At 49.2% G+C, this 23677-nt stretch carries 19 protein-coding genes; 8 read left to right on the forward strand and 11 right to left on the reverse strand.

Going from position 1 to position 23677, the window contains the following annotated elements:
* Positions 1-46 precede the first annotated feature (46 nt).
* The 3 genes from JBO43_RS11540 to JBO43_RS11550 are packed head-to-tail and all read left to right on the forward strand — an operon-like array spanning position 47 to position 4456.
* Entirely contained in the window at positions 47-2551 is a 2505-nt protein-coding gene (locus tag JBO43_RS11540; RefSeq protein WP_237730030.1) for a fimbria/pilus outer membrane usher protein, read from the forward strand.
* On the forward strand, positions 2548-3267 hold the full coding sequence (locus JBO43_RS11545; protein ID WP_202674354.1) for a fimbrial biogenesis chaperone: 720 nt from the start codon (positions 2548-2550) through the stop codon (positions 3265-3267). The genes JBO43_RS11540 and JBO43_RS11545 overlap by 4 nt, the downstream gene beginning before the upstream one ends.
* Positions 3268-3301: 34 nt before the next feature.
* Entirely contained in the window at positions 3302-4456 is a 1155-nt protein-coding gene (locus JBO43_RS11550) for a fimbrial protein (RefSeq protein WP_202674355.1), read from the forward strand.
* A 57-nt stretch (positions 4457-4513) separates the two neighbouring features.
* Here the strand turns inward: JBO43_RS11550 and pheP are convergent, their stop codons facing one another.
* Positions 4514-5902, reverse strand: coding sequence for a phenylalanine transporter (gene pheP, locus JBO43_RS11555; protein ID WP_202674356.1), 1389 nt, complete (start codon positions 5900-5902; stop codon positions 4514-4516).
* 149 nt (positions 5903-6051) lie between these two features.
* Here pheP and JBO43_RS11560 point away from each other — a divergent pair, with 149 nt between their 5' ends.
* The gene (locus tag JBO43_RS11560) at positions 6052-6972 is read left to right on the forward strand and encodes a M14 family metallopeptidase (RefSeq protein WP_095281104.1); all 921 of its coding nucleotides are present in this window, start codon (positions 6052-6054) and stop codon (positions 6970-6972) included.
* Positions 6973-7014: 42 nt separating this feature from the next.
* Here JBO43_RS11560 and JBO43_RS11565 read toward each other — a convergent pair whose 3' ends face one another.
* The 4 genes from JBO43_RS11565 to JBO43_RS11580 form a co-directional block, all read right to left on the reverse strand.
* The gene (locus tag JBO43_RS11565) at positions 7015-9201 is read right to left on the reverse strand and encodes a TonB-dependent receptor (RefSeq protein WP_202674357.1); all 2187 of its coding nucleotides are present in this window, start codon (positions 9199-9201) and stop codon (positions 7015-7017) included.
* Positions 9202-9264: 63 nt separating this feature from the next.
* Positions 9265-10350, reverse strand: coding sequence for a YncE family protein (locus JBO43_RS11570; protein ID WP_202674358.1), 1086 nt, complete (start codon positions 10348-10350; stop codon positions 9265-9267).
* Between the two features lie 288 nt (positions 10351-10638).
* Positions 10639-11100, reverse strand: a complete 462-nt coding sequence (locus JBO43_RS11575; protein ID WP_095281101.1) for a YqeJ family protein — start codon at positions 11098-11100, stop codon at positions 10639-10641.
* Positions 11090-11917: a winged helix-turn-helix domain-containing protein gene (locus JBO43_RS11580; RefSeq protein ID WP_202674359.1), complete on the reverse strand. Its 828-nt coding sequence runs from the start codon at positions 11915-11917 to the stop codon at positions 11090-11092. Before JBO43_RS11580 ends, JBO43_RS11575 begins: the two co-directional genes overlap by 11 nt.
* A gap of 512 nt (positions 11918-12429) precedes the next feature.
* Here JBO43_RS11580 and JBO43_RS11585 point away from each other — a divergent pair.
* The 4 genes from JBO43_RS11585 to JBO43_RS11600 all read left to right on the forward strand — a co-directional run bounded on the left by JBO43_RS11585 (position 12430) and on the right by JBO43_RS11600 (position 17100).
* Positions 12430-12870, forward strand: a complete 441-nt coding sequence (locus tag JBO43_RS11585) for a winged helix-turn-helix domain-containing protein (RefSeq protein WP_095281099.1) — start codon at positions 12430-12432, stop codon at positions 12868-12870.
* Positions 12871-13013: 143 nt separating this feature from the next.
* Complete coding sequence (locus JBO43_RS11590) at positions 13014-14951, forward strand: methyl-accepting chemotaxis protein (RefSeq protein ID WP_237730019.1); 1938 nt, start codon at positions 13014-13016, stop codon at positions 14949-14951.
* Between the two features lie 78 nt (positions 14952-15029).
* Positions 15030-15881, forward strand: a complete 852-nt coding sequence (locus JBO43_RS11595) for an EAL domain-containing protein (protein WP_237730020.1) — start codon at positions 15030-15032, stop codon at positions 15879-15881.
* A gap of 262 nt (positions 15882-16143) precedes the next feature.
* The gene (locus JBO43_RS11600; RefSeq protein WP_165790614.1) at positions 16144-17100 is read left to right on the forward strand and encodes a LysR family transcriptional regulator; all 957 of its coding nucleotides are present in this window, start codon (positions 16144-16146) and stop codon (positions 17098-17100) included.
* Positions 17101-17323: 223 nt separating this feature from the next.
* Here JBO43_RS11600 and JBO43_RS11605 read toward each other — a convergent pair whose 3' ends face one another.
* The 6 genes from JBO43_RS11605 to JBO43_RS11630 form a co-directional block, all read right to left on the reverse strand.
* On the reverse strand, positions 17324-17995 hold the full coding sequence (locus JBO43_RS11605) for a DUF1120 domain-containing protein (protein WP_202674360.1): 672 nt from the start codon (positions 17993-17995) through the stop codon (positions 17324-17326).
* The gene (locus JBO43_RS11610) at positions 17988-18548 is read right to left on the reverse strand and encodes a DUF1120 domain-containing protein (protein WP_202674361.1); all 561 of its coding nucleotides are present in this window, start codon (positions 18546-18548) and stop codon (positions 17988-17990) included. The genes JBO43_RS11605 and JBO43_RS11610 overlap by 8 nt, the downstream gene beginning before the upstream one ends.
* On the reverse strand, positions 18517-20994 hold the full coding sequence (locus JBO43_RS11615) for a fimbria/pilus outer membrane usher protein (protein ID WP_202674362.1): 2478 nt from the start codon (positions 20992-20994) through the stop codon (positions 18517-18519). Before JBO43_RS11615 ends, JBO43_RS11610 begins: the two co-directional genes overlap by 32 nt.
* A 90-nt stretch (positions 20995-21084) precedes the next feature.
* A complete protein-coding gene (locus JBO43_RS11620; RefSeq protein WP_202674363.1) occupies positions 21085-21831 on the reverse strand; it encodes a DUF1120 domain-containing protein in 747 nt (248 codons plus the stop codon).
* A 19-nt stretch (positions 21832-21850) separates the two neighbouring features.
* On the reverse strand, positions 21851-22588 hold the full coding sequence (locus tag JBO43_RS11625; protein WP_095281093.1) for a DUF1120 domain-containing protein: 738 nt from the start codon (positions 22586-22588) through the stop codon (positions 21851-21853).
* 43 nt (positions 22589-22631) lie between these two features.
* Positions 22632-23363, reverse strand: coding sequence for a fimbria/pilus chaperone family protein (locus tag JBO43_RS11630; protein ID WP_095281092.1), 732 nt, complete (start codon positions 23361-23363; stop codon positions 22632-22634).
* Positions 23364-23677: the final 314 nt, after the last annotated feature.

The raw sequence follows: 23677 nt of genomic DNA on the forward strand, positions 1-23677 counted from the left end.
ATATACCTTAGTAGCCCCTTCCCCCCTTCTCATTATTTTATCATTAATGGTTTTCTCTGCTCATGCCGCAGACGAAACACCTATATTTGACCCTGAGTTTTTAAAGCAAGGGAGCGTAGACACTCGCCTTCCATCAGCATTTTATCAGGCTGATGCGATCAGCAGTGGTATGAAGGAAATCAACGTCTCCGTCAATGGCGCGGAAGCCAAAAAAATAAACCTGGAATATATTTCAACCGGCAATGACGGTAAATCAGCCCCCTGCTTCACCTCTACAATTCTGAATCAGTTAAATATTAATCCCACAGGATTAAATAAAGCGGCATTCACACCTGCGAATAAACTGCCGGGAGAAAGTTGCCTCGATATCAGCGCAAAATGGCCCGAGCTGCACTTTAGCTATGATGAGGGTAACCAGAACGGAACCCTTACACTGCCGCAGTCCGCTATTCTGGAGAGCAATCCCTTGACTGCCGTCAACCCAGCCATGTGGGACAAAGGGGTCAACGCAGTGCGCGTTAACTATAGCGGTTACACCTACCACACAAGCAGCCACGGAGATAACCAGAATTCAACCTCAGACTCCAGCTACCTGAGCCTCAATTCCGCCGTCAATCTCGGCCGCTGGCGCTTATACAGTTTCGATACTTTTAACAAATCTGATGGGCAGCAATGGGAAGATAACCACGATCGTGCTTACGGCGAAACGGATATCAATAGCTTGCTGTCGACACTGACGATGGGAGATGTCTACAGCTACTCGCCAGGAAGCGTGATGGGCGTGATACCGATGAAAGGTATCGCCCTGGGTACCAATACCCAGATGTTGCCCGGTGAAGCGTTTAGCTACACGCCAGTTATCCGTGGCGTGGCAAACAGCAATGCAAAAGTGGTTATTCGTCAGCGCGGCAGCATTATTTACAGTAAAGCCGTTCCGCCAGGCGCGTTTGCCATCACCGACCTGACCAGCGGCCAGCGGGGCGCAGACCTCGATGTCAGCGTTGAGGAAAGCGATGGCAGTAAGCAGGAATTCAGCGTTCCCTACACTTCACTGCCGGATATGATCCGCCCCGGCAGTTGGCGATATAACGTCAGTGCCGGGCAATATCGCAGCAGCAACTCTCTTAGCCATTCACCCGAACTTGCTCAGGCGAGCATTGAATATGGGTTAAATAAATTGACCCTGAGTAACGTTGTATTAGCCGGTGAAGGATATCAGTCGCTGGCTGTCAGTAGCGCATATGATTTGGGGTTCTGGGGCAGTATGTCCCTCGACTGGGCTATCGAGAAACAGGCGAACTATGCGCGTAAAGATGAAGACGACGCGAGCGCAAATCAGTCTCCGGGCCAGGCCGTCAGGGTGCTCTATGCCCGTCAGTTTGACAGTACCAATACGTCATTCCAGGTTTCCGCCTATCGTTTCCGTACCCCCGATTTCCAGTCATTCAGCGAGTATGCCGATCAGCGATGGGGCGACGCTGACAACAACACGTCTCATCGTAAAAATGAGATTGAACTCACGTTAAATCAGGGGCTTGGGGAACTGGGGAGCAGCTATTTTACCGTTGATAATCAAGAATATTATCCGTATGAAGGCGAAACGCAAAGCAACCAGCGCTCGATCACTTTGGGTTTCAATACCCAAATAAAAATGGCGTCGTTGGGCCTCAGCGCCAGCGTTAACCAAAGCCCCGGTGAGATCACGGATAGACAGCTATCCTTGAGTTTGTCGATGCCACTCGACTTTGGCGCTCATCACAACACCAGTCTGTCGCTGATGTCGAACACCAGCAAGGGCAACAATAGTCAAATGGCAACGCTCTCTGGATCAGAGCTGGATAACACTCTGGATTACAGCATGTCAGTACAGCGCAATCAGGGTGGCGAATACTCCCCAGGCGTGTCAGCAAACTATCGCACACCTGCTGCAAGCTATAGTGCCAGTAGCTCGTTTAGCCCTGACACCAGCCAGTACTCGCTGGGCATGTCCGGCGGTGTACTCGGTTACAGCAACGGTGTCATTTTCTCGCAGAATCTGGGGGACACAGTGAATATTGTTGAAGCCCCCGACGCGGACAACGTCGCCATAGACGGACAACCGGGCGTTCGTACCAATAAACAGGGTAAAGCTGTCGTGCCTTACGTGACGCCATACCGCGAGAACACCATTTCACTGAATACCCGCACCGCCAACCAGAATGTGGAGCTGGTTAACAGTGGGATGAACGTCACGCCGACACACGGCGCCGTGACAGTCACCCATTTTGTCACCCGTGTCGGACGCCGGGCGATGGTAAAACTCACGCTGGAAAACGGGCAGAACGCACCGTTTGGCGCTTATGTTTATCAGGACAACGTCGAAGTCGGCATGGTAGCCAGCGACGGTAAGCTCTATTTATCCGGCGTTTTAGCCAAAGGCGAGACGCCTCTGTTAGTCCACTGGGGAGATAAAGGCGGTGAAGAGTGTCATTTCATTTTGCCTCCCGCGACGGGGAAATCTTCCGACTGGTATCAGCAAACTCAACAAACTTGTCATACAGGTGCACTATGAAACACACGTTCCGCTCACACTTTCTCATCATGATGGGAATGCTTTCACTCCTGGCCACTGGAAGTACGCTGGCCGCCGTCAGGCCAGAGGCAACGCGCGCGATTATTTATATCAGCGATAAAGAAGGCAGCGTGCAGATGAAAAATGACAGCAAAGATACCACCTACCTGGTGCAGTCATGGCTCGAGGATTTAAAGGGCAGCGATAAAAATATCCCAATAGTCCTCACTCCCCCGTTATTTAAAATCGATCCAAATAAAGAAGCCCGCCTCAGATTACTGGTAATGCCTGGCTCGCTGCCAACCGATCGGGAAACCGTCTACTGGCTGGTCATGCAGGAGATTCCACCGGCACCAAAAGTGAAAAGTAACCAGCTCGTCCTGGCCGTTCGCTCCCGCATCAAGGTGTTTGTTCGACCTGCGGGTCTGGAAGGAGATCCCAAAGAAAGTGTCACTAAACTTCACTGGAGAACGGAAAGCGATGGGGGTAAACGCTGGCTGGTGGCACAAAACCCAACGCCATATTACGTCAGTTTCTCAACGCTGATGCTCAACGGCCAGAGTGTTATCGACAAACATCCGATGGTCCCTGCAAAAGGGGAAATGCGCTATGAAATTCCGGCAAAGGCTGCAACTGGCTCGGCTCAGTTGAGCTACTCTGCCATTAATGATTTTGGCGGTGAAACAGCCATTCAACATGCGTCGCTCAGCAATTAATCCTTTGTCGAACCTGAGGGGAAGTGAGGGATTTATGAATAAGACCTTTAACACGTTATCTTTATTGGTGGCCAGCAGCTTTGCTTTCATCAGCGTTGATGCATTCGCTTCATCACCGACCTGTCAAATTGATACCGGCGGGGTGAAACCCTTTAGCCTGATGACCGCCGATCAACCGATTACTGTTGATCCCGGAACACCGGATGGCACCGTCGTTAAGCACTGGGATTTCGGTGAATTTTTGCCAAGCATGCGAATCTCCTGTACGACCAATGGGGAGTATTATGATTTCCCGGACGGGTTCAACGGTGAACTCTGGATGGCACTTTACCTTATCAATAACGCGGTTATGATCCCGGTTAAAGGATGGGGTTTCACCTCAAATTCAGGGCTATATCTTAAACTTTATCTCAAACCGCTTTCCGTCAGCGGCGCGACGGTGACCAACGGCTATCCGCCCGCTGAGCTGGTGAGCGGTAAAGCAATGAATGAGACATACCCTATTGGCACCAAAGCAGATTCGGTAGCCTTCCAGTTTGGCGGACAGTACAACGACAATAAAACAGCCTGGCTTTACGATCCGACAAAAAATTATGCCGTTCAGGCAATGGCTGCGGATTTAATCAAAAACGGTACCGTCGCCTATGACGGGATGCCGGTGATGATTGGCTCGCAGCTGCGTTTTGATTTAGAGAATATGAACACTGGATCCACTTCTGTTTACGTTAACTTAGGGACTGGGGTCTATATCTCACAGTCCAGCTGTAGCCTTGTCGATAAAAGGCAGACGGTTCAACTGCCGGACTATACCAAGCAATCTACCGGGGGGTTCCCAAAAGAAGGGGATCACGTTCCCTTTGATCTCTCGTTCAGCTGTGGAGCGGCATTCAGCAATTTGGATATCACCTTTACCGACGCTAACGTCGGCGGAAGTTCTGAGGACTACCTCAATGTCTTTAATGCACAGAACAATAAGGTGATTGATGGACTGGGCGTCAAATTGTTCGATACTGCGGGAAGCGCCATCCAGATTGGTGAGAAAGTTCATACGGGCAGCGTTAATGAAGGCGTCTCCAGTCATCGCTTCTATGCTGCAATGACGCAAACTGCGGCGAAGGTGTTGTCCGACGGACAAAATTTTTCCGGCGATGTGACCGCCAAAGCCGATATCACGATGACCTATTATTAAGAAAACAAGGGGACCGCTCTACACAGGTCCCCTTGTTATGCTCATACCCTGCGATGCTTAATGACGTCGCGATAACTTAAACGCCACGAATAAAAACACCACCCACACCGGCAGCAGCAACGCTGACAGCCGCATATCGTCGAGGGTGCACATCAGCACCAGGATCATCCCAAGGAAGGCGATACACAGGTAGTTACCCGCCGGATAGAGCAGCGCTTTAAATTGTGTTTCACGCCCTTTGCGACGCATCGCCGCGCGAAAGCGCAGGTGCGCCAGGCAGATCATAATCCAGTTCAGCAGCAGGGTTGCCACCACCAGCGCCATCAGCAGACCGAAGGCCTCTTTCGGCAGCAGGTAGTTGATCAGCACCACCAGCGAGGTGATCCCCCCGGACAGCAGCAGCGAATTGACCGGCACGCCGCGACGGCTCACGCGAGTTAAGAACTTCGGCGCGTTGCCCTGCACGGAAAGGCCAAACAGCATACGGCTGTTGGAATAAACGCCGCTGTTATAAACCGACAGTGACGCCACCAGAATGACGAAGTTCAGCGCCGAGGCCACCAGATTGCTGTTCATATCGTGGAAAATCATCACGAATGGGCTGCTATCGGATTTGACTTCGACCCACGGATAGAGCGCCAGCAGGACCACCAGCGAACCGATATAAAACAGCAGAATACGGTACACCACCTGGTTGACCGCTTTCGGAATGCTTTTGTGCGGATCGCGCGCTTCAGCCGCCGTGATGCCGATCAGCTCCAGTCCGCCAAAGGAGAACATGATCACCGCCAGGGACATAATCAGCCCCTTCCAGCCTGTCGCCAGGAATCCGCCGTGTTTCCACAAGTTATCGATGTTAGCGCGCTCGCCGCCATGACCCGAGAACAGCAGCCACAGGCCAAAGCCGATCATGCCGATAATCGCCACCACTTTGATCAGCGCAAACCAGAACTCGGTTTCGCCGTACAGACGGACGTTCACGAGATTCACGGCGTTGATGATAATGAAGAAGGCGGCGGCCCAGATCCACGTCGGGACATCCGGCAGCCAGTACTGCATATAAATGCCAGCGGCGGTAAGCTCAGCCATGCCGACCAGCACAAACATCACCCAGTAGTTCCAGCCAGAAAGAAAGCCCGCAAACGGACCCCAGTATTTATAGGCAAAGTGTGCAAAAGAGCCGGATACCGGCTCTTCGACGACCATCTCGCCGAGCTGGCGCATGATCAGAAAAGCGATCACGCCCGCAATGCCGTATCCCAGCAGAACCGCTGGACCGGCCATCTGAATCGCAGGCCCGATGCCGAGAAACAGCCCGGTACCAATCGCGCCGCCGAGGGCAATTAACTGAATATGTCGATTTTGCAAACCACGTTGCAGCGTCGGTGTCTGTTCCGACGATGCTTCAGAAACCGCATTGTCTGAAGCGGATGACGCGTCTCTCACGTCTGACCCCTGTGTATTTTTAGTGAAGGGGCACCTTTTAACACTTCGAGTCTGCAGGAGCAAGTTGCAGGCCGGATCGCAAAGACCGGGATGAATTAGAAATCATGGCTGGGTATGATGTTGAAAACCCAAACCAGACAGAGTGACCTATGACTGTGAAACCTTTTTACCCTATCGGAACCCCAGGCAAGCCCTGGACCGCAGCCGAAAAGCAGCAGTGGCGCGAGAGCCAGACGCGTTTTCGAAGCTATGAAACTGACGTGCTGAACGCCATTAATGCACTAAAACCTCGCTATGACGTGAGTCAATACGGCGAATTGCACTATGGCGACCAAAAATTCCCGCTGATGGCGCTGAAATCGCAACACTGGGACGACAGCCTGCCCGTCGCGCTGATCACCGGCGGCGTCCACGGATATGAAACCAGCGGCGTGATGGGGGCGCTGAGCTTCCTCTCTGAATATCAGAATGAGTACGCGGGAAAAATCAATTTACTGGTGGTGCCGTGCGTCAGCCCGTGGGCGTATGAGCACGTGACCCGCTGGAACTATGATGCCGTGGATACCAACCGCCAGTTCTGGGCACAAGGTGAAGGTGAAGAAGCCCGCGCGCTGATGGCGTTTACCGCCCCGCTGAAAGGCAAATTCCTGCTGCACGTCGATCTGCACGAAACCACCGACAGCGATGAAAGCGAGTTCCGTCCGGCGAAAGCGGCGCGAGACGGCGAGCCGTTTGAGCCGGGAACCATTCCCGATGGCTACTATCTGGTGAGCGATACGCAGAATTCGCGGCTGGATTTCCAGGCGGCCATTATTGCTGCCGTGGAGAAAGTGACTCACATTGCCCCTGCGGATAAGAACGGCAACATGCTGGACTACCCGGTCGTCAGCCACGGTGTGGTGGAGTATGACAACAATGCCTACCACCTTTGCGCCACCCTGACAGGCGCGCCATTTACTACCACCACCGAAGTGTATCCCGACAGCCCGGACGCCACGCCTGAAGCCTGTACGCGAGCACAGGTTGTGACCGTTCGCACTGCAATAGAGTTTGCGTTAGCACACGCTTAAGAATGGATGGGGCATCCGTGCCCCTGATAACGAGGGTAACGCTTAGAACTCGTAGCCGACGGAAACCTTAAAGGTGCGCGGCTCGCCCTGGAACACGTAGGTTCCAGAGTCGTCTACGCTGGCCCAGTAGTTTTCGTCTGTGACGTTGTCGATACCAGCACGTACGGTCATCTGATTCTGGTTATGGTTTACCGCGAAGCGATAGCGCATACCCAGATCCAGTGTGGTGTAGCTGTCGAGCTTTTTGCTGTTCGCCAGATCCGCGTACTGAGAACCGGAGTGATTCACGCGCGCCGTCGCCGTCAGGCCGTCGATCGGTTTGATGTCATATTCCGCACCCAATACGGCGTAGAAGTTCGGCACGCCGATGACCTTATTACCCTGATTGAGACCGTTATTGGTTTTGGTCATCTCCGCCTGCAGCCAGGTTGCGCTGGCGTTCAGACGCATTCCCAGCATCGGCTCGCCAAACACGTTCAACTCAACGCCACGGTTACGCTGTTCAGCGTCCAGACCATAGTGTTTAGTGACGCTATCGAGGATCGCCGACGGCATTTTGATTTCGAACAGCGCCAGCGAGCCGCCCACGCGACCAAAGTCCGCTTTCACACCCACTTCGTTCTGCTTAGAGTGAACAATGCCGGTGCTCTGACCGTAGTTAGTAGCGGTATTCGGCGCGGTTTTACCCGGCTGCAACGCTTCCGTATGGTTGGCGTAGAGCGAGAGTTCTTCCCACGGTTTGTAGACCACGCCATACGTTGGCATCCAGCGACTGCCGTCAAAGGCATCGGCGTCGCTTTCTGCACCGGTCTTTTTGTTGTATCCGCGAATCACCACTTTTTGATGGCGCGCGCCAGCGGTGAACAACAGTTTGTCGTCCAGCACGCCGAGGGTGTCGCTCAGCAGCCAGCCCTGCGTGCGGGTGCGGCCGCTGGTGAGGGGATCGCTGTAATTGCCGCCAGAGCCATTGAAGTTGGTGCTGTCAGGCTTATCGACGCCGGTGTTGTGGTAGATGTTGGTGACCGGGTTATCCGCCGCCGCCGACATCTTCCAGGCGATTTTTTCGTTTTTGGTCATCGCCGAGTAGCCAACGTTGACTTTGTGCGAGACAAAACCGGTATCGAAGTTACCGCGAATGCCCGCCATGCCGCTCATGGAGTCGCTGATGCGGTTGGTGTCCAGACGCGTCGCCGTGGCTTTACCGCTCTTATCCATCAGCTTCGCGCCGCTGTACAAGCCCTCTTCGTGGGCGTGCTGTGCGCCCAGCCCGGTGTAAGCGGTCCAGTTATCGGTGATGTCATACTCGCTGCGCCACATACCGAATTCGTTTTCGATGTTGCTGTAGGCCCATTTCTGCGAGTAGTTACGGTCGTTTTTCGGTGGCGTCGGCACAAAATCGACCGCCGAAATGTTCACACCCGTTTCGCTGCCGTGGAAGGTTTTCTTCTGATAACCCATGTCGACAGAGGTGCGGAAGTTGTCGCCTTTGTAATCCAGACCGGTGGAGAGCAGCGTGGTGCGGCGGCGGTCGTTAGCAACCGGCGCTTCGCCTTCACGGTGAACCAGATTCACGCGTGCGCCAAACTGATCGCCTTCGCCAAAGCGACGGCCAGCATCCAAAGTGGTGCCGATTTGCGAATCGGAGGTGTAATCCACACCGATTTTGGCCTGCGGCGTGTCGCCCGCGTGTTTGGGTTCCAGGTTAATCATCCCGCCGACGCCGGAACTGGCCGCGCCGTTCATCAGGGAGTTGGCCCCTTTGAAGATCTCAATGCGATCGACCATCTGGGTATCAACAACCTGACGCGGCAGAACGCCGGACAGACCGCCAAAGGTCATGTCGTCGCCGTCGAATTTCAGACCGCGAATGCGATAGCTTTCGGCGCTGTTGCCGTAGCCCTGCACCGATTGCACGCCCGCATCGTTCGCGACCACGTCGGCAATGGTTTTGGCCTGCTGGTCTTCAACCAGTTTTGCGGTGTAGCTGATGATGTTGAACGGCACATCCATCGCGCTCTGCTGGCCGAGCATTCCCATGCGGCCGCCGTTAGCGACCTGCCCATCGAGAAAAGCCGGAACCAGCTGATCGCCGCCCGGTTTGAACTCACTGGCTGGAGCGGATTGCACCACAATGGTGTCTTCTTTGGAGGTTTCCGCCGCGAAGGCGGAGTGCGTAACCGCGCCGATAGCGAGTGCCAGCAGCGTTTTATTTAAAGGGGTGTTGGTCATAACTAACTCGTTCAATAGTCGCGCAAAAATGGCCCGTTTCCGGGCCTGATTATTTATAGGGGTTTATTTCAGTGAAATTCTGACTACGCTGTCCGGCCCGTTGGTCGAATGGTCTTTGTTGAAAGCCTGTTTAACGGTGACGTACAACGTCTGGCCATCGTCCGACAGCAGCAGGCTGTTCGGATTTGGCGGCAGTTCCCAGGTTTGCTTTACGGCATACGTGGTGGCATCCAGGCTCAGCAGTTTTCCGCTTTCGCGTTGGGAGATGTAAAGTTCATTGCGTTTGGCGTTGAATTTCACCGCCAGCGAATCGCCTACATCGAGTTGTTTGAGCACCTTGCCGGTGTGGATATCCAGCACCAGCGTGGTTTTGGCTTTGGAGTTGTCGGTCACGAACAGGCGGCCAGTGGCTTTGTCTTCTGCCATGTTCAGCAGCAGCGCCGGTTTATCACCGAGCGGTTTCCAGCGTTTTTCGATGCGATTAGTGCGCGGATTGATGATCAGGATTTCGCCGCCGCCGTTGGCAACATAGATGCGCTGGGTCTGTTCAGACCACAGCAGCCCGGTGACCCACTGTCCGGCGTTTTTGATGGTTTTTTTCAGCTTCAGCGTTTCGGCATCGACTACCCAAACCACCGCCGGATCGGCAACGCCGCCGATATAAAGCGTCCCGTCATGGAGCAACACTTGACGCGCGCCGTAGGGGAAGCCCTCTTTGTTGCGCTCGGTAAACAGCAGACGCTTTTTCACTTTGCCGTCAGCGGTATTGATGGCGCTGATGCCACCGTCCAGCGAGTTGGTCGCGTACACGGTGCTACCGTCTGGTGAGATCGCCAGCGCAAAGTTTTTCAGATCGGTGTGGCTACGACCAATGGTTTTCAGCGTTGTCGGATCGAGTTTGTAGATAACCCCGCCCTGCACATCTTTGAAGCCTTCGGAACTGGCGACATACAGCGCGTCACCTTTCGGGCTGAGCACCATTTCGTACAGGCCATCGGCCAGTTCACGCTTCAGTACGCCCGTTTCTGCCGGAGCGGTCACCGTGGTTTGGGCTTCAGGCGCGGGAGTCGGTTTTGCGGCGTGCTGCGCAGCACAGCCGGAAAGAGAGGCAGCCACCAGCAGTGCCAGCGCGGACAATTTTTTTGTCATCAGGAACATCCTTTACCGTTCAAAAAGAGAATCAGGCGGGAAACTGCGTCGCATGCTGCTGTGCGATTAAGGTTGTATTGACAGGCTGTGAGGCCGTGCAGAATCCACCGTTAACACTCAGTGTTCCGTGTGAGATCTGCGCTCACTGTTTATGCGGGAATTGTCCGTCTACGCCCACAAACACTAAAGAGAATGAGAACTATACTCATTATCTTTATATGATCAAGCGTAAATATGGGAAACAAGATAAAACGGCCTGAATAGAGAAGGACGTAGCGAGACCGATGTTTATCCTTTAGTACAATAAAGAATAGGGGCATTGCCGTAGCTGATGAAATAACTTGAAGCGTTAGCGGGTGTTATCTGAACCCGGATTCCACGGTCACGTACATGATAAAAATCAGGAATGCTCAGTCTGTAGGCCTGATTTTTTTTAGGTCGCTCATTGGTTTCAGTCGAGACCATAATAATGCTGTCGGCTTCTCGCCAGTAATTAAAGGCAATTTTATTGCTGATTGCCACGACAGGCTGCCCAGGCTGGATATAATCGCCAGACGTCTCATACGTCCCTTCCCCGCCGTTAAATGAATAATCAGCAATAATATCGAGAACATAATTATCATCAATAACCGTGGTGTGCGCTTCGCAGCTGAAATGATTACGCTGGTAATGAATGTACCAGGCGATAAGTAGCGGAGCCACAATCGCAAGCGCGATGAGTGTCCAGCGAAGCGTCATTTTATTCATCATGATTTTGCTGCCTGTAAATAATAGAATCACACTGCGCATTTTTATCCTGCGTCATCCTATCGCAGACAATAACCGAGCTTCCTTGCTGCGCAAAATTGAGCGTCATCCAGGCTGTGCCCCCTGCATTACAATGAATATCGTAGCGCTTTGTCAGTGCGGTAAACATCTCACGGCTTTTAGCCTTATCACGCCAGGAAGAATAAACATCACACCCGTTGAGTTTGCCAATCGGCTGGTAATTTTCAACCTCAGACTGTCCCTCTTTCATCACTGAATACAGTACGGCGCAGGAGAGAATAAAAAGAATTCCGGCCAGAGTATAGGCGCGAGATGAATTGAAAAATGACGCTCTGCGCGGCGCGCCAGGGATGGCGACAGCGGCGGCTTGTGCAATGGCAGATTCCTCGGATGAAACGGAAACCGGAGAGGTTTTCTGCGGTTGGATAAACATATTCAGCTCCCCTTTTTTCAGGTTTGCCGTCGCCTTAAACCCCTCTTTTGGCAGCGTCTTAATGATGTTTTCTTCTATTCCACCTGATTTCAAAACCTTGCGGATTTGCGAGATGGTTTGATACAGCGCGTTGGTGGTGACGACCGCACCCTGCTTTTCCCAGACGGAGGCAAAGAAAACGCGTTGAGTTACCACCTGACCGTTGTGTTCTAGCAGCAAAACCAGGCACTCACTGACCGGCCCGTGGAGGGTGACCGCCCTGTGCGGATAGCCAACCAGCGGTCCAATCCGTCGCACATCAGGTTCAAACAGTAAGGTCTCGTTAATAAGGTACACTTTCTTCATGGCACTTTCGGGAGTTGTCATAAAAAACCTGATTCAGAATTTAATTATTATTTATCAGCATGTTGATGAAACCACTACCGAACAAAATTCACTTTTTTTGCGCTGCGCCTCCTGACCTTATTCAGTATAAATCATATAACTTCACTCCTCTTTTTGTCAGGTAATTCTTAAAGTTATGATTATCGAATACAGGGGCTGGAGGATTCAAAACCATAGACTCGTACAATCAGCGATTCATGCTTGAAATCAGTGAAAATTCACGACTTAATGTTGAGCATCTGATTAAGTACGCATTTTCAGCATAAAAAGCTATTGAATCACGACAAACAAGGACATTAACACCACCAATGTATCTTATGGAAATATAAACTCTATTAACGAAACTTAAACACAGGGTTTCTTATAGTGCATAGGGTTGTGTATTGGAATGCATTCATAGCAGCCATATAATCTACCTTATAAAATGTATGGTTTATGAAAAGATTATTTCTTGTGGCGCATGTCAGGTTTACTCTACATCAGGTATATAAGAGATGGGCTATCGTCTATATGGTTTTATGATCGGTGACGAAATTCATTTTGATATTTCTAATCGCAGGCTATACCGACTTTCCGGGAGCCATAACGATAAAAGCGTGGCATTTGCCTCAATATATTTTAATGAAACTATGTTACGGCTTTTTCTGTATCTGCTGGAACATGGTCGCAAAAAAGTGGTCGCCAAAGAAGAACTGTTTGAGAAAATCTGGGAGGACAATAACCTCAGTCCTTCCACCCAGCGTTTATGGCAAGTTCTGCATAACCTGAATAATAAACTCAATCTTCTAGGGCTACCCGAAGACTTTATTCGCAATATTCGTGGGCATGGTTACATCATTAATTACCAAGATGTCATACCCGTTTATTATAGAATGAGCGAACTCCCTGCTCATTCTGTCAAAAAAAAGGAGAAGTCTGATACCCTGAGTGAGTGATGTCAATTCAGCGGTTTTTGCCCTGCGCACTTGTGTAAAGGGCTTTTTTTCTTCTCTCCAGCACCCGTTTTTTAATTCCGTTAATGATAGTCCACATAGCATAAAACATTGTCGTTCGGTAAAAGCCGACACTGGAAAAAATGATGAGCGTAATGAATCGTTTTGAGAATTTAAAAGTCAGCAGGAAATTATTATTAGGTTTCGCCACCATTCTGCTGGTCACCCTCGCAATCTTAGCGTCCGGCATACTGGGGATTTCCAGCATCCAGGATCGCGTAGAGAAAAACGAGCATACGACAGGGCTATTTAACACCTTGTCTGCCGTACGCCTGGCCCGTTTAAACTACCAGTACACCCTTGACCAAAAGTACCTCGATCAAACCAATGCTGCCGCACAAAGCATGCAGGATAAAATCGCACAGCTGGAAACCTTCACCTGGACAGCAGAGGGTAAAACCAGCGTGGATAACACCGATGCTGCAGTGAAAGACTATTTGATGTCCCTGACGCCATTCACTAAAGCGGTATCTGAAAAGAAAGAAAGTGAACGCCGACTCAGCACCCAAAATTTATGCGACAACTCGGAAATCGCCTCTAAACTGAGCCGCAGCAACGACCTCACTCCCGAGCAGGCGCTGGTCGCTGCGCATGTCGCTTTTATCATGAGCGATATCGATTCACAGGTATCAACCTACAAACAAAATCCGACTGAAGAACTCAAGCAAGGCATTCTTTCGCGTCTGGAAATCGGTAAATCCGACTCAGAACAACTTTTAGCGTTTGTACCGCAAGACCAAAAAGCCTGGATCAACACCGGCCTCAACGATATGAGGAGCATTGCCGGAGAGCTGGATAATTACAAAGCCGTCTGGACGGAACAATCGACGCTCTCGACCACCTTAACAGGCAAAGCCGTCGTCTTAACGCAGTCTATCCAGTCGATGTTTACCAGACAGCAGCAAAAAGTGGGTGAAACCGTCAACAGCGTTCGACTGCAAATGAGTATCGTCGCCGCCATCGGTATCGCTTTAGGTATCTTACTGGCGATGATGATCACCCGCTCTATTACCCGTCCACTGATTGAAACGTTGCGCGTCGCCGAGCAAATCGCCAAAGGCGATCTCACTAGCACACTGACCAGCACTCGCCGCGACGAACCTGGGTTGCTGATGCAGGCCGTGTCGACCATGAACGATAATCTGAAAAACATTATTAATGATGTTCGCGATGGAGTGGAAAGCGTTGCACGATCGTCCACTGAAATTGCCGCAGGTAATATGGATTTGTCGTCGCGTACCGAACAGCAGTCTGCCGCCGTCGTCGAAACAGCCGCCAGCATGGAAGAGCTGACATCCACCGTCGCCCTGAATGCTGAAAACGCCAATCAGGCACGCCTGCTGGCGGAAGAAGCCTCGCAAAATGCCAGCGAAGGCAGCCAAATTTCACAGAAAGTGATTGATACCATGAAAAATGTGCGCCTGAGCTCGCACCGAATTTCAGAAATCACCACCGTCATTAACAGCATCGCGTTCCAGACTAACATTCTGGCGCTCAATGCCGCCGTAGAAGCGGCGCGCGCGGGCGATCAGGGTAAAGGTTTTGCGGTCGTCGCCGCAGAAGTTCGCACCCTGGCCCAACGCAGTGCGCAATCGGCAAAAGAGATTGAAAACCTGATCCACGAATCTGCGGTTCACGTCGATACCGGCTTTAACCTGGTAGAAGGGGCGGGAGAGGCGATGGCGAAAATCGAGAAATCCGTTGCTCAGGTGCGCGACATCATGAGCGAGATTGCCAGCGCGACGGACGAGCAAAGCCGTGGAATTTCCCAGATTGCTCAGGCGATGGCCGAGATGGACACCACCACGCAACAAAATGCGGCGCTGGTCGAAGAATCTTCTGCCGCCGCCAGCTCGCTGGAAGACCAGGCCGTACAACTTGAAAAAGTGGTGTCGATTTTCCGCGTGTCGAAGACGCCACAAACGCGCACCGATGTGCGCCCGGCCACGAAGGGCCACGTGGTTTCCCTGAATGCCGCCAAAAAAGATGCGGCTCGCGATCAGAATGACTGGGTACAGTTTTAATCCCGGTCCACTGATTTACTCCCCACCCTCGTCAGGCTGTCTCTAACGGATTGTCTGACGACATTGCGATGAAAGTGAATGATGGAAAACATCCTTAAAAAAGAACACGCGATCCTGACCGGTATGGGTTCCTCGTGGACCCGCGCACTTTCATGGCTCAAAACCTCGCAGATCGACCCGACGTTGAGAACCCTGAAAGCGGCTATCGCTCAGCGTCATATCACTCCTTTTTATCAACCCTTCATCAATGCAGAGACGGGGCAAGTCGCCGGTATCGAGGTGCTCGCCCGCTGGCGCCACCCCATTTACGGCTATGTTTCGCCTGACGTATTCATCCCTATGGCAGAGAAGCACGATCTGATTGTGCCGCTTACCCATCTGCTGATTCAGCAGGTGATTGCCGATCTTGAGCATCAAATTCATCTCTTCCCGGTTGGGACATATATTTGCATCAATATCAGCGCACAAAATTGTCTCGATCCGAACTTTGAAATCGACACATGCGAGCTTCTACAAAAATTCACAGCGAATCAGAGCCATGTGGTCATGGAGATTACCGAAAGGCATCCGCTACATTTCACTCCGCAGCTCAGCAATTGGTTTGCCGCGCTGAGGCGTTCTAACATCTCCGTGGCGCTGGATGATTTTGGCACCGGCTATTCCAATCTGTCCTACATTTCCGCTCTAAATCCTGAGTTTATTAAGATCGATAAAATGTTTGTAAGCCAGATTGGTGTCAGCGACGATACACGCCTGGTTGATAGCCTGATTACACTGGCAAAAAACATGCACCTGAAAATCATCGCCGAAGGAGTAGAAACCCAGGCCCAGGCGGATTATCTTCGCGCCAAACAGATCGACTTTCTGCAAGGATTTTACTTTTGCAAACCCATGCCTGTCGAAGCGTTGCTCAAAATGATTGTGGCATAAATCTATAACTGAAATATCCAGAGCCGGACAAAGAAACCGATATAGCGCAACAGGCTTAACGACTTTCACTGCAAATAATCCACTCAATTCATTTAATTGGGCTATACTTCAAGAATATAAATTCATTGATAGTTATGAATTTAATACATTTTATTATTTTCATTTAATTTCATTTATTTTTGATGCATCATTTAGCCACAGAGAAATGGCTCATTTGCAGTCGACTATTTGTTCAAACCTACTATTAGGAAGTACATACCTCATGGTCAATGATAAAAATGTCTCAAATTTTGAACGAATCCATACCTTTGACTTTAATTTATTATTAGTTTTCGAAGCCGTATTTATTCATTGTAGTGTTAAGAAAGCAGCCGAGACACTAAATTCCAGCGGCTCTGCTATTAGTCAATCACTGAGTAAGCTTCGCCTGCATTTTGCAGACCCACTCTTCGTCCGCACAGGACAAAGGATAGAGCCTACGACTGTCGCGATAAAGCTTCACGCTCAAATAGGGCAAGACTTCGGGAATATGATCGAAGCGATTATAAATTTTTCAACGCAAGCTACACCACATCGTGTTGTTATTTATGCACCACCCTATTTAGCGCTGCGTATGTTACCGGACTTATGCGCCGATATTCAAAACAGCGGAATTCCGTGTGAAATTGTTCATCTTTCGGCCGACTCACTGCTTAATAACGGGGAGGATATTCTCACCTATCGTAAAGCAGATATTGTTCTTGACACCCATCCTTATTATAGCGCTTCAGTTATCTCTCGCTGCTGTATGAAAGAACATGTGGTACCGGTCTGCCGGGTAGATCATCCGCGCATGGACCAACTTCTGACGCTTGAGGGGATGAGCGCCGAGCCAGCAACGTTTTTGAATGTAAATACGGAAGGCCTGAAAAGAGTTCAGCGCGATATTGATGAAAACCTACAAACACGTCGTTTTACCTTCAACAGTAGTTCGGTCTTCGTCAACTCCGCCGTCTCCGCTAAAACAGACAATTTAAGCTTTGTACCAAAATGGTTTGCTGATAATTTCGCACAAGCACTGGGGTTAAAAGTACTCCAGGCAAATTTTGACATCGAACCCGTTGATTTTTACATCAATTACAATAAAAGTGCGATGAGCAATGGGAATTTCGTCAATATCATTACCAAAATTGAAGAACACTTTTCTTCAAAAATGGCGCAGGAAGGCAACAATGATTAATTCATAAACAAATAAAAATGAGATGGTGGTGTTTTATCTCCATCTCATTTAACACTTAGCCACAATCCTATCGGTTCAATTAGCGTGCCTGCTCATTTTTTCTTTATTGTATAAACGGGATGCTGAAACACGTTAGATAAGTAACTTTCGAATATCGTAAGCCCCTCAAACTCCAGGCAACCACGGATTAATAAAAAGCCAGTCAACACTTTAGTACTCATTATTACAAATAAATAATTTCTAAGGTTGCTGAACCCGCAAAGCTAATCTTTGAACCGGATGGGAGATCTTCCAGAGGAGCGATAGCTACCGCCGCGTCAGCCTGGATCGTAAATATCTCGCCAGATGCAATGGCATTATTTTGAATCCAGGTAGTCACTTTTCCGTTGTTACGCATCGTGGGAGCGGTATCTGCAAAATCCACAATCCCGTTGCTTGCCACACCGGTCTGAGTTGATACACCGTCGACCTGTGCTGAATGAAAGACAACGTTCCATACTCCGATAGCATTGCCTCCCTGCGTCATACCCAGTCCAAAACGCTGGTCAGTTTGTGCCGGTGTGACCATCACCTTCGGCGAATTCCATTGCAGATTACCCGTGCTCAACGCATTACCGCCGCTATTATCGACAGCGCTAAGACCAATACTGGTTTTTGCTTCACACTGAACCGTAATACCGCCCACGAATGTTTTAACGGGAAGCTGAGTTGGTTTTTTCGCTGCCAATTGATTCCGGTTGATATTCCCATAATCCAGCGTCCCAGGGACTTGCACAATATGACAAGGAGGTGGCTCCCCCACTGCAGTAAAAGTGAGTTCAGCCTGAGGTGCGGCGACTACTGACAAGCTTAAAAGGCCGATCGCGGCAATATGGGCAGAGCACCAATTATTCACTGACCACTTCCAGAGTACCGTTACTGTTCAAAGTGTTATGCTCTTTTACACGAACATTTTCGTCGTTTACTGTCGCGATTGATGTCAGCTGCATTACCAAGGTTTTAACCGGCTCGCTGTTATCGGGAGACACGCCCATGTTCGGTTTTAAAGGCAAATATTTTTCGTGACCAGAAATCCTGGAACTGCCCTCTTGTTGATACGAGAGCAGCGTTGATTTCCCGTCTGCCTGAGCGTTGCTGAGGATCAGCGATACATTGGCTAAATTTCCTAATGGGTATCCTTCTGCTGAGTGACTCGCGGCAGTCCTGTAGAAGACAGCGATATGTTCAGGTCGGGGGCAGATAACAGTTAGCGTCGAGATATTTTGACCAATAATGTTAACTTGCGTGCCACTGGTTGCTTGTGACAACGTGCCTCGGTTAAAAGTACCGAAGTCAATATGAGGCTGGCTGACATTAATATCACAATCACTGGCGCCAGCATGGCCCGCAAATAGCGCCAGGACAAAAATCAAATTATTAAAATTTACATTGCGCATCATAGTCTTCATAGAGTTTATCCACATCCGGGATTTCGCTGAGAGTGAAAATCACCTGACAGCGTGGCCCTGCTGGTGGCTTGAGCCATAACGTTTGTTCTAACTGACTGTCGATCAGAAATACCGAGCCATCACCCGCCACGGTCGTGATGTAGTTGTCGCGCGCGTCGTACAGGAGAGCGCCTTTATCTGCCAATTTCCCTTCCGACAGATGAATACGAATCAGTGCACGCCTACTAAGCACGGTACCAAAGATGTAACTCGTCACAGAACCGCGTGCTACATGAGCAATCTGAATACCATTATTGATATCCACATTCTTCGGCAAACTTTTTGTCACCAGAGTCATTCGAGATTCGCCATAGGCGGCCATGCCGGAAGAAACTGCATATCCCTCGCTGTTGGTCCATACCGGTCCCTGAGGCGTCAAGATCTCTCCGCCGCTAATATTGGGTATCTGAACAACGGCAAAAGTGTCTTGTAAAGGATAGGGAGAGAACAGAACCCCTTGTTCAGTCGCGACGATGCCCCCGGCGGCCCCTACTGTGTAAATGCTGCTGTCAACGCCATAACGTGAATAACCTAAGCTCAGCTGGGAATACTTTGGCAACGCATGGATATTAGAACTAAAAGCAGTGACATCGCTGTTGCTGTTTTTATTCACAGAGAGTGAGTAATTGAAGCGATCGCTAACGGTTTTATCAAAAGTCACACCTTCGCTACTGTTCTCTCCGGTGCGGGACATATTCACACCTATGCGCGCGGACCCCAACGGAATGCTGATATTCATAAAAAGCATAGAGTCGCCATCATCTCCGCTATCCTGTTCAGCATTTAGGGAGAGTGATGTGCCTTCGGAAAACGTTTTCGACCAACCCGCAGTCCAGCGACTGGTCACATCTGGCGGAGAAAACATCGTTACACGAGACCACCCCATATTGAATGCCCCTGCGTCGCCGAATGCATATCCAATTCCCAGGTTATATTGAGATTTATATCGAGAGTCGGCATAGGCATTCGCATCGTCATTGCCCTTATTAATATCAGGAGTACCGTCTGTCAGGTCACGGTAACCTGAATTCTGCAAAGTGACCGAACCATTGGTATTCAAATGCGCGGTTAACGGCATAGTGACGGATAGATTATGTTGTATCCCCTGGGTTTGGCTGCGCGCATCGCTGGATAATATCGTTTTGCCACTTACGCTCAGGCCATTCGCCAGACCGGTACTGAGCTGTGCCCCAACGCTCTGATAGCGCTGCGCGATTAGCGCCCCTCCCCCCAGCATGGAGCGAATACCCAATGCAGTCGACATACTGAATGTTGCGAGCTCGCTGGCACCAATGCTGTCGTTATTGCTTTGGTCTATCTTACCGAGCGCGGCGGAATAGCTGGTTTCCTGCTGGCTATAAGCATGGGTAAAAGAGGAGGCAGGAACAAGGAAAGTACGCGTTATCCCATTCTGTTCCACCACGCTGACATTCAGGTCAGAGGTTGTATTCAGTGTCGGCAAACGCGTCAGCGTAAACGACCCAGCAGGGATCTGAGTCGAATAAATCAAAACACCCGCCTGGCGCACTTCAACGCGCGCCTGAGTCTGAGCGATACCGGTGACTGTCGCACCGCTCTGCTTACTGGCCATCAGAGCACTTTCTGGAGAAAACTGAACCCCGTAAATCTGTGGCATTGAAAACAATGAATTAGCAACGCTGATTTTCCCTGCCTGCATCACCGTTTTATACGTGGGCAAAGTCTTCTGAACATAGGTATAAAGTTGATCAAAACTACGGGTTTCACCGCTGCTGCTGTATGACTGACGACTGCGGATTATCCAGTCATTAATATTGAAACCTTCTTCGGTATTGCTTTGAAAAGTATCAATATTATTACTGGATGACTTTTTATCTTCGGAGTCATTTTCGCTCCCCACCGTTTTACTGTAATTTTTCATCACAAGCAGATCGTAATTCAGCATAGCTGCCGTTCCACCCACCGCATATTGGCTAATATCAAAATTGTCTTTATCTTCAATAGCGTCTGGAGGCAAAACAAAAACAATCTTATTCGCCCCTGGGTCTAAATGGATCTCTGATTGCGGGAAGCGGGATTTTAAATCACTACAGGAATCACTCTCAGATTGATTACCTTTAATTCTTAGCGTGGCCAAATCATCGGAATGAAGACAAGGTTGACCTTTTTCATCGAAATGAATGGATATTGATTTTCGTTCCTCGCCATTAATAACAGGTGTAATTTTGTTCACACCTGGAGAGAACTTCTTCCCTTCTCTAAAATACTCATTCAACGTCGACGACAAACCGCGAGCCTGTAATGTTGATATATCGAAATCAACGGTTTCATTTGCCGCAAAAGTCGAAAATGAAAGACCTAAAAAGCAAAGAAAACCGGTTGCTTTGTTTCTAAAAAAAACAAAGTAAAAAAGAACGCGTCTAGTCATAACAACCTAACACTAAAAATAATAATTACCATTATGTTATCTAACTATGCGCGTTCGATGACGTCATTTTAATTCTGAAAGATCATAAAATTAAAGATAATCAACCTGTACTGTAATTGCTCCATCAAGTTTGAAACCTGACGGATCCAAATTTTTGGGTGATTTTACCAAAGGACGCACCGTGTAATCCCAGCTAAAATCTGTACCCGACAACGCTTTATTGCTGGTATCCATGACCAGGTGAGCTTGTCCTGCAGGACAGTTATTCACTACCAGGGCGCCACCTTGTTCCGTTGTCGCACCGCTATAATCACTTTCACTAATACATTTCGAGAATTTAGCCGCTGAACCGTCCACTCTCAGATTGGTAAAGGTGCCACTATACTGCCCAATATCATTACCTTTACTATCCGTACCCAGCCCAAGGAAATGAGTGGCATTACCCGCCTCACTACCATCATTATTATAAGTCGGCACTGGAGATGTTGATTTAGTGACCGATGTCGCACGGTCGTCGGTCGTCGATACACCAATTATCGTTGCTGATTCACAGTTAAGAGTAATGGCATCCTTCAGAATTTTTGCGTCCATTAACTGATAGTCACCGGACAAAGCGGGTGCCATAGCCGAGTTAATATTGCCATACGCAACCTCACCCGCCTTTCCCCCTTCAGTCCCCAAAGTCACCGTACAGCTGGACGGACTGATTGTGCCTGCTACTTTTAATTCAGCAGTATCATTTAAGGTAGCGATGGCAAAAACAGGTGACACCACGGAACATAATAAAGGCAAAAGAGTCCATGCCATGCCATTATTTTTCAATGTTAAAGCTTTCATAGTAATCCTTATCTAATGATCAGAGATAATAAAGGCTAATGGTGGAGGAGCCATCCAAAGTCAGCTCTTTACTTAAATCGAGGTTGTTTGTCTGTGTAATGGTAGCCAGCACGTTAAAGTCCATGGTGTATACACTTCCTTTTACCGGATCGCCCTTGCTGTCCAGGAAGTTAAACACAACTGATGGCCCTCGATTTCCCATGTATTCAAAAACCTCAGTGGGTTTTGCAGAGCTTTTTTGGAAGGGTACAGAAGCCGTACTCGCAAAGAATTGCGGTACCCCATCGACTTTTAATGACGAAAGGGTAGAAATATAGTTGCCCAGTGGGTGAACCTTTGAGTCAAAGCCTAAGCCCATGTTCAAACCATAGCCCGTACCTGTTCCACCAGGCTCAAGCTGGTCATAGCGGCCAATAGAATCAATAACAGGAATAGCGAGACTTGCAGATCGATTATCCTCCCAGTTAATTGCCACACTGGTTTCAGACGCGCAGGTTATCGTAATGGCATTGGGAAGTGTTTTAACCGGTAAGTTGGTACTAAATGTGCTGTGCAGAGTCGCGGTAGAAATGTGGCCGTAATCAATGGTGCCATTTGCGGCAAGTGTCACATTGCATGGCGGAGGCGTAAATTCTCCCGTAACAGTCAGTTTTCCTGTTGGCCCAACGATAGGGTCTGCAAAAGCACTGGAGGCAGACATTACCAAAGCGGGCAATGCTAAAAGATACAGCGAAAGCTTTGTTTTCTTACCTGACATTTTACTTTCCTTTTTAGATGACTAACAAAACAAGTGATAAGACTTAATGCGTTACATCTGCTTCATATGGGTCCACAAAATAGCCATACAGGTTTGCCGGGGTAATCTGCACTTTCTGAACATCAGATGCTTTGCCCACGAGGTTGACAATGGCAATATCTCCCGGTAGCAAATAAGAGCGTGGCAACGATCCTTTAATGCTTTGTGGCAACACATTCACTGTCGGTGACATTCGCACCACGTAAGCGCCGGTATTAGTGACTTTTAGGCTATCAGGCCCATTTTGCTCCCATTTAAGCAGCTTCCAGGGCTCTAAATTTTCTTTCAGACCTGCAGGGTGAATGATAAGCGGTACATTTTGGCGCAGGGTAATTTGCAATTTATCAGCCGTTTTATCTGATGCCGGGATGCCTTCAAAAATGGCGCGTTTAAATTGCTCTACCTTTGTCGGCGGGGTCTTCAGCATAAAACGGACAGTCTGGCTGTCATCAGGGTTAACACGCACAACCGGAGGGGTAACAATCAATGACTCTTCATGGTCTCCCGGCAGATTCTCTACCGATGAATACAGCAATACTGGTGTTGGGTCAGTGTTTTTTAGTGTCATAACCCCTTCACCTTCATCGGTATTGACTACGACGACAGAGGTCTCAAGCTTCATTCCAGATGCATATGTATTGCCGGAAATAATCAACGGAAGAAGGCAGATCGTAGAGATCAAAAAAACATTTTTAAGCGTAAAGAGTAACTCTGGATTTTTTGATAACATTGGCATAATCTCATTACTATTATTTGATAACACATCGATACCCAATCAGGGGTAAGTTTCTATAATCAGTGAAGGAATATCCTATAAAAACAAGATAGTCATTCCAAAAAAACAGTTCAGCTAAGATTAAATGAGTAGTTAACCTAATAGTACATGCTTTTGTAGCTTTAAAAATATTATAGGGGATGCTTTATCCAGCCAAATTATTCATTCCTTTGTTTTTCCTTGTTTTTTATATACTAAGCAAAGCTTACTATATTAATTACAAAGCATTAATAATCATAACTGACTGATAATAATGAGTTTGCACTCCCATCCAT

Source organism: Lelliottia jeotgali, from assembly GCF_016771845.1.
Classification (GTDB): domain Bacteria; phylum Pseudomonadota; class Gammaproteobacteria; order Enterobacterales; family Enterobacteriaceae; genus Enterobacter; species Enterobacter jeotgali.

Excerpts from the sequence above, each read along its gene's own strand:
- JBO43_RS11540 (WP_237730030.1), top strand. The coding sequence starts at position 47 with ATGGTTTTCTCTGCTCATGCCGCAGACGAAACACCTATATTTGACCCT.
- JBO43_RS11570 (WP_202674358.1), bottom strand. The coding sequence starts at position 10,350 with ATGACAAAAAAATTGTCCGCGCTGGCACTGCTGGTGGCTGCCTCTCTT.
- JBO43_RS11545 (WP_202674354.1), top strand. The coding sequence starts at position 2,548 with ATGAAACACACGTTCCGCTCACACTTTCTCATCATGATGGGAATGCTT.
- JBO43_RS11590 (WP_237730019.1), top strand. The coding sequence starts at position 13,014 with ATGAGCGTAATGAATCGTTTTGAGAATTTAAAAGTCAGCAGGAAATTA.
- JBO43_RS11580 (WP_202674359.1), bottom strand. The coding sequence starts at position 11,917 with ATGACAACTCCCGAAAGTGCCATGAAGAAAGTGTACCTTATTAACGAG.
- JBO43_RS11615 (WP_202674362.1), bottom strand. The coding sequence starts at position 20,994 with ATGACTAGACGCGTTCTTTTTTACTTTGTTTTTTTTAGAAACAAAGCA.
- JBO43_RS11625 (WP_095281093.1), bottom strand. The coding sequence starts at position 22,588 with ATGTCAGGTAAGAAAACAAAGCTTTCGCTGTATCTTTTAGCATTGCCC.
- JBO43_RS11620 (WP_202674363.1), bottom strand. The coding sequence starts at position 21,831 with ATGAAAGCTTTAACATTGAAAAATAATGGCATGGCATGGACTCTTTTG.
- JBO43_RS11610 (WP_202674361.1), bottom strand. The coding sequence starts at position 18,548 with ATGAAGACTATGATGCGCAATGTAAATTTTAATAATTTGATTTTTGTC.
- JBO43_RS11565 (WP_202674357.1), bottom strand. The coding sequence starts at position 9,201 with ATGACCAACACCCCTTTAAATAAAACGCTGCTGGCACTCGCTATCGGC.
- JBO43_RS11600 (WP_165790614.1), top strand. The coding sequence starts at position 16,144 with ATGGTCAATGATAAAAATGTCTCAAATTTTGAACGAATCCATACCTTT.
- JBO43_RS11585 (WP_095281099.1), top strand. The coding sequence starts at position 12,430 with ATGGGCTATCGTCTATATGGTTTTATGATCGGTGACGAAATTCATTTT.
- JBO43_RS11575 (WP_095281101.1), bottom strand. The coding sequence starts at position 11,100 with ATGATGAATAAAATGACGCTTCGCTGGACACTCATCGCGCTTGCGATT.
- JBO43_RS11560 (WP_095281104.1), top strand. The coding sequence starts at position 6,052 with ATGACTGTGAAACCTTTTTACCCTATCGGAACCCCAGGCAAGCCCTGG.
- JBO43_RS11550 (WP_202674355.1), top strand. The coding sequence starts at position 3,302 with ATGAATAAGACCTTTAACACGTTATCTTTATTGGTGGCCAGCAGCTTT.
- JBO43_RS11630 (WP_095281092.1), bottom strand. The coding sequence starts at position 23,363 with ATGCCAATGTTATCAAAAAATCCAGAGTTACTCTTTACGCTTAAAAAT.
- JBO43_RS11595 (WP_237730020.1), top strand. The coding sequence starts at position 15,030 with ATGATGGAAAACATCCTTAAAAAAGAACACGCGATCCTGACCGGTATG.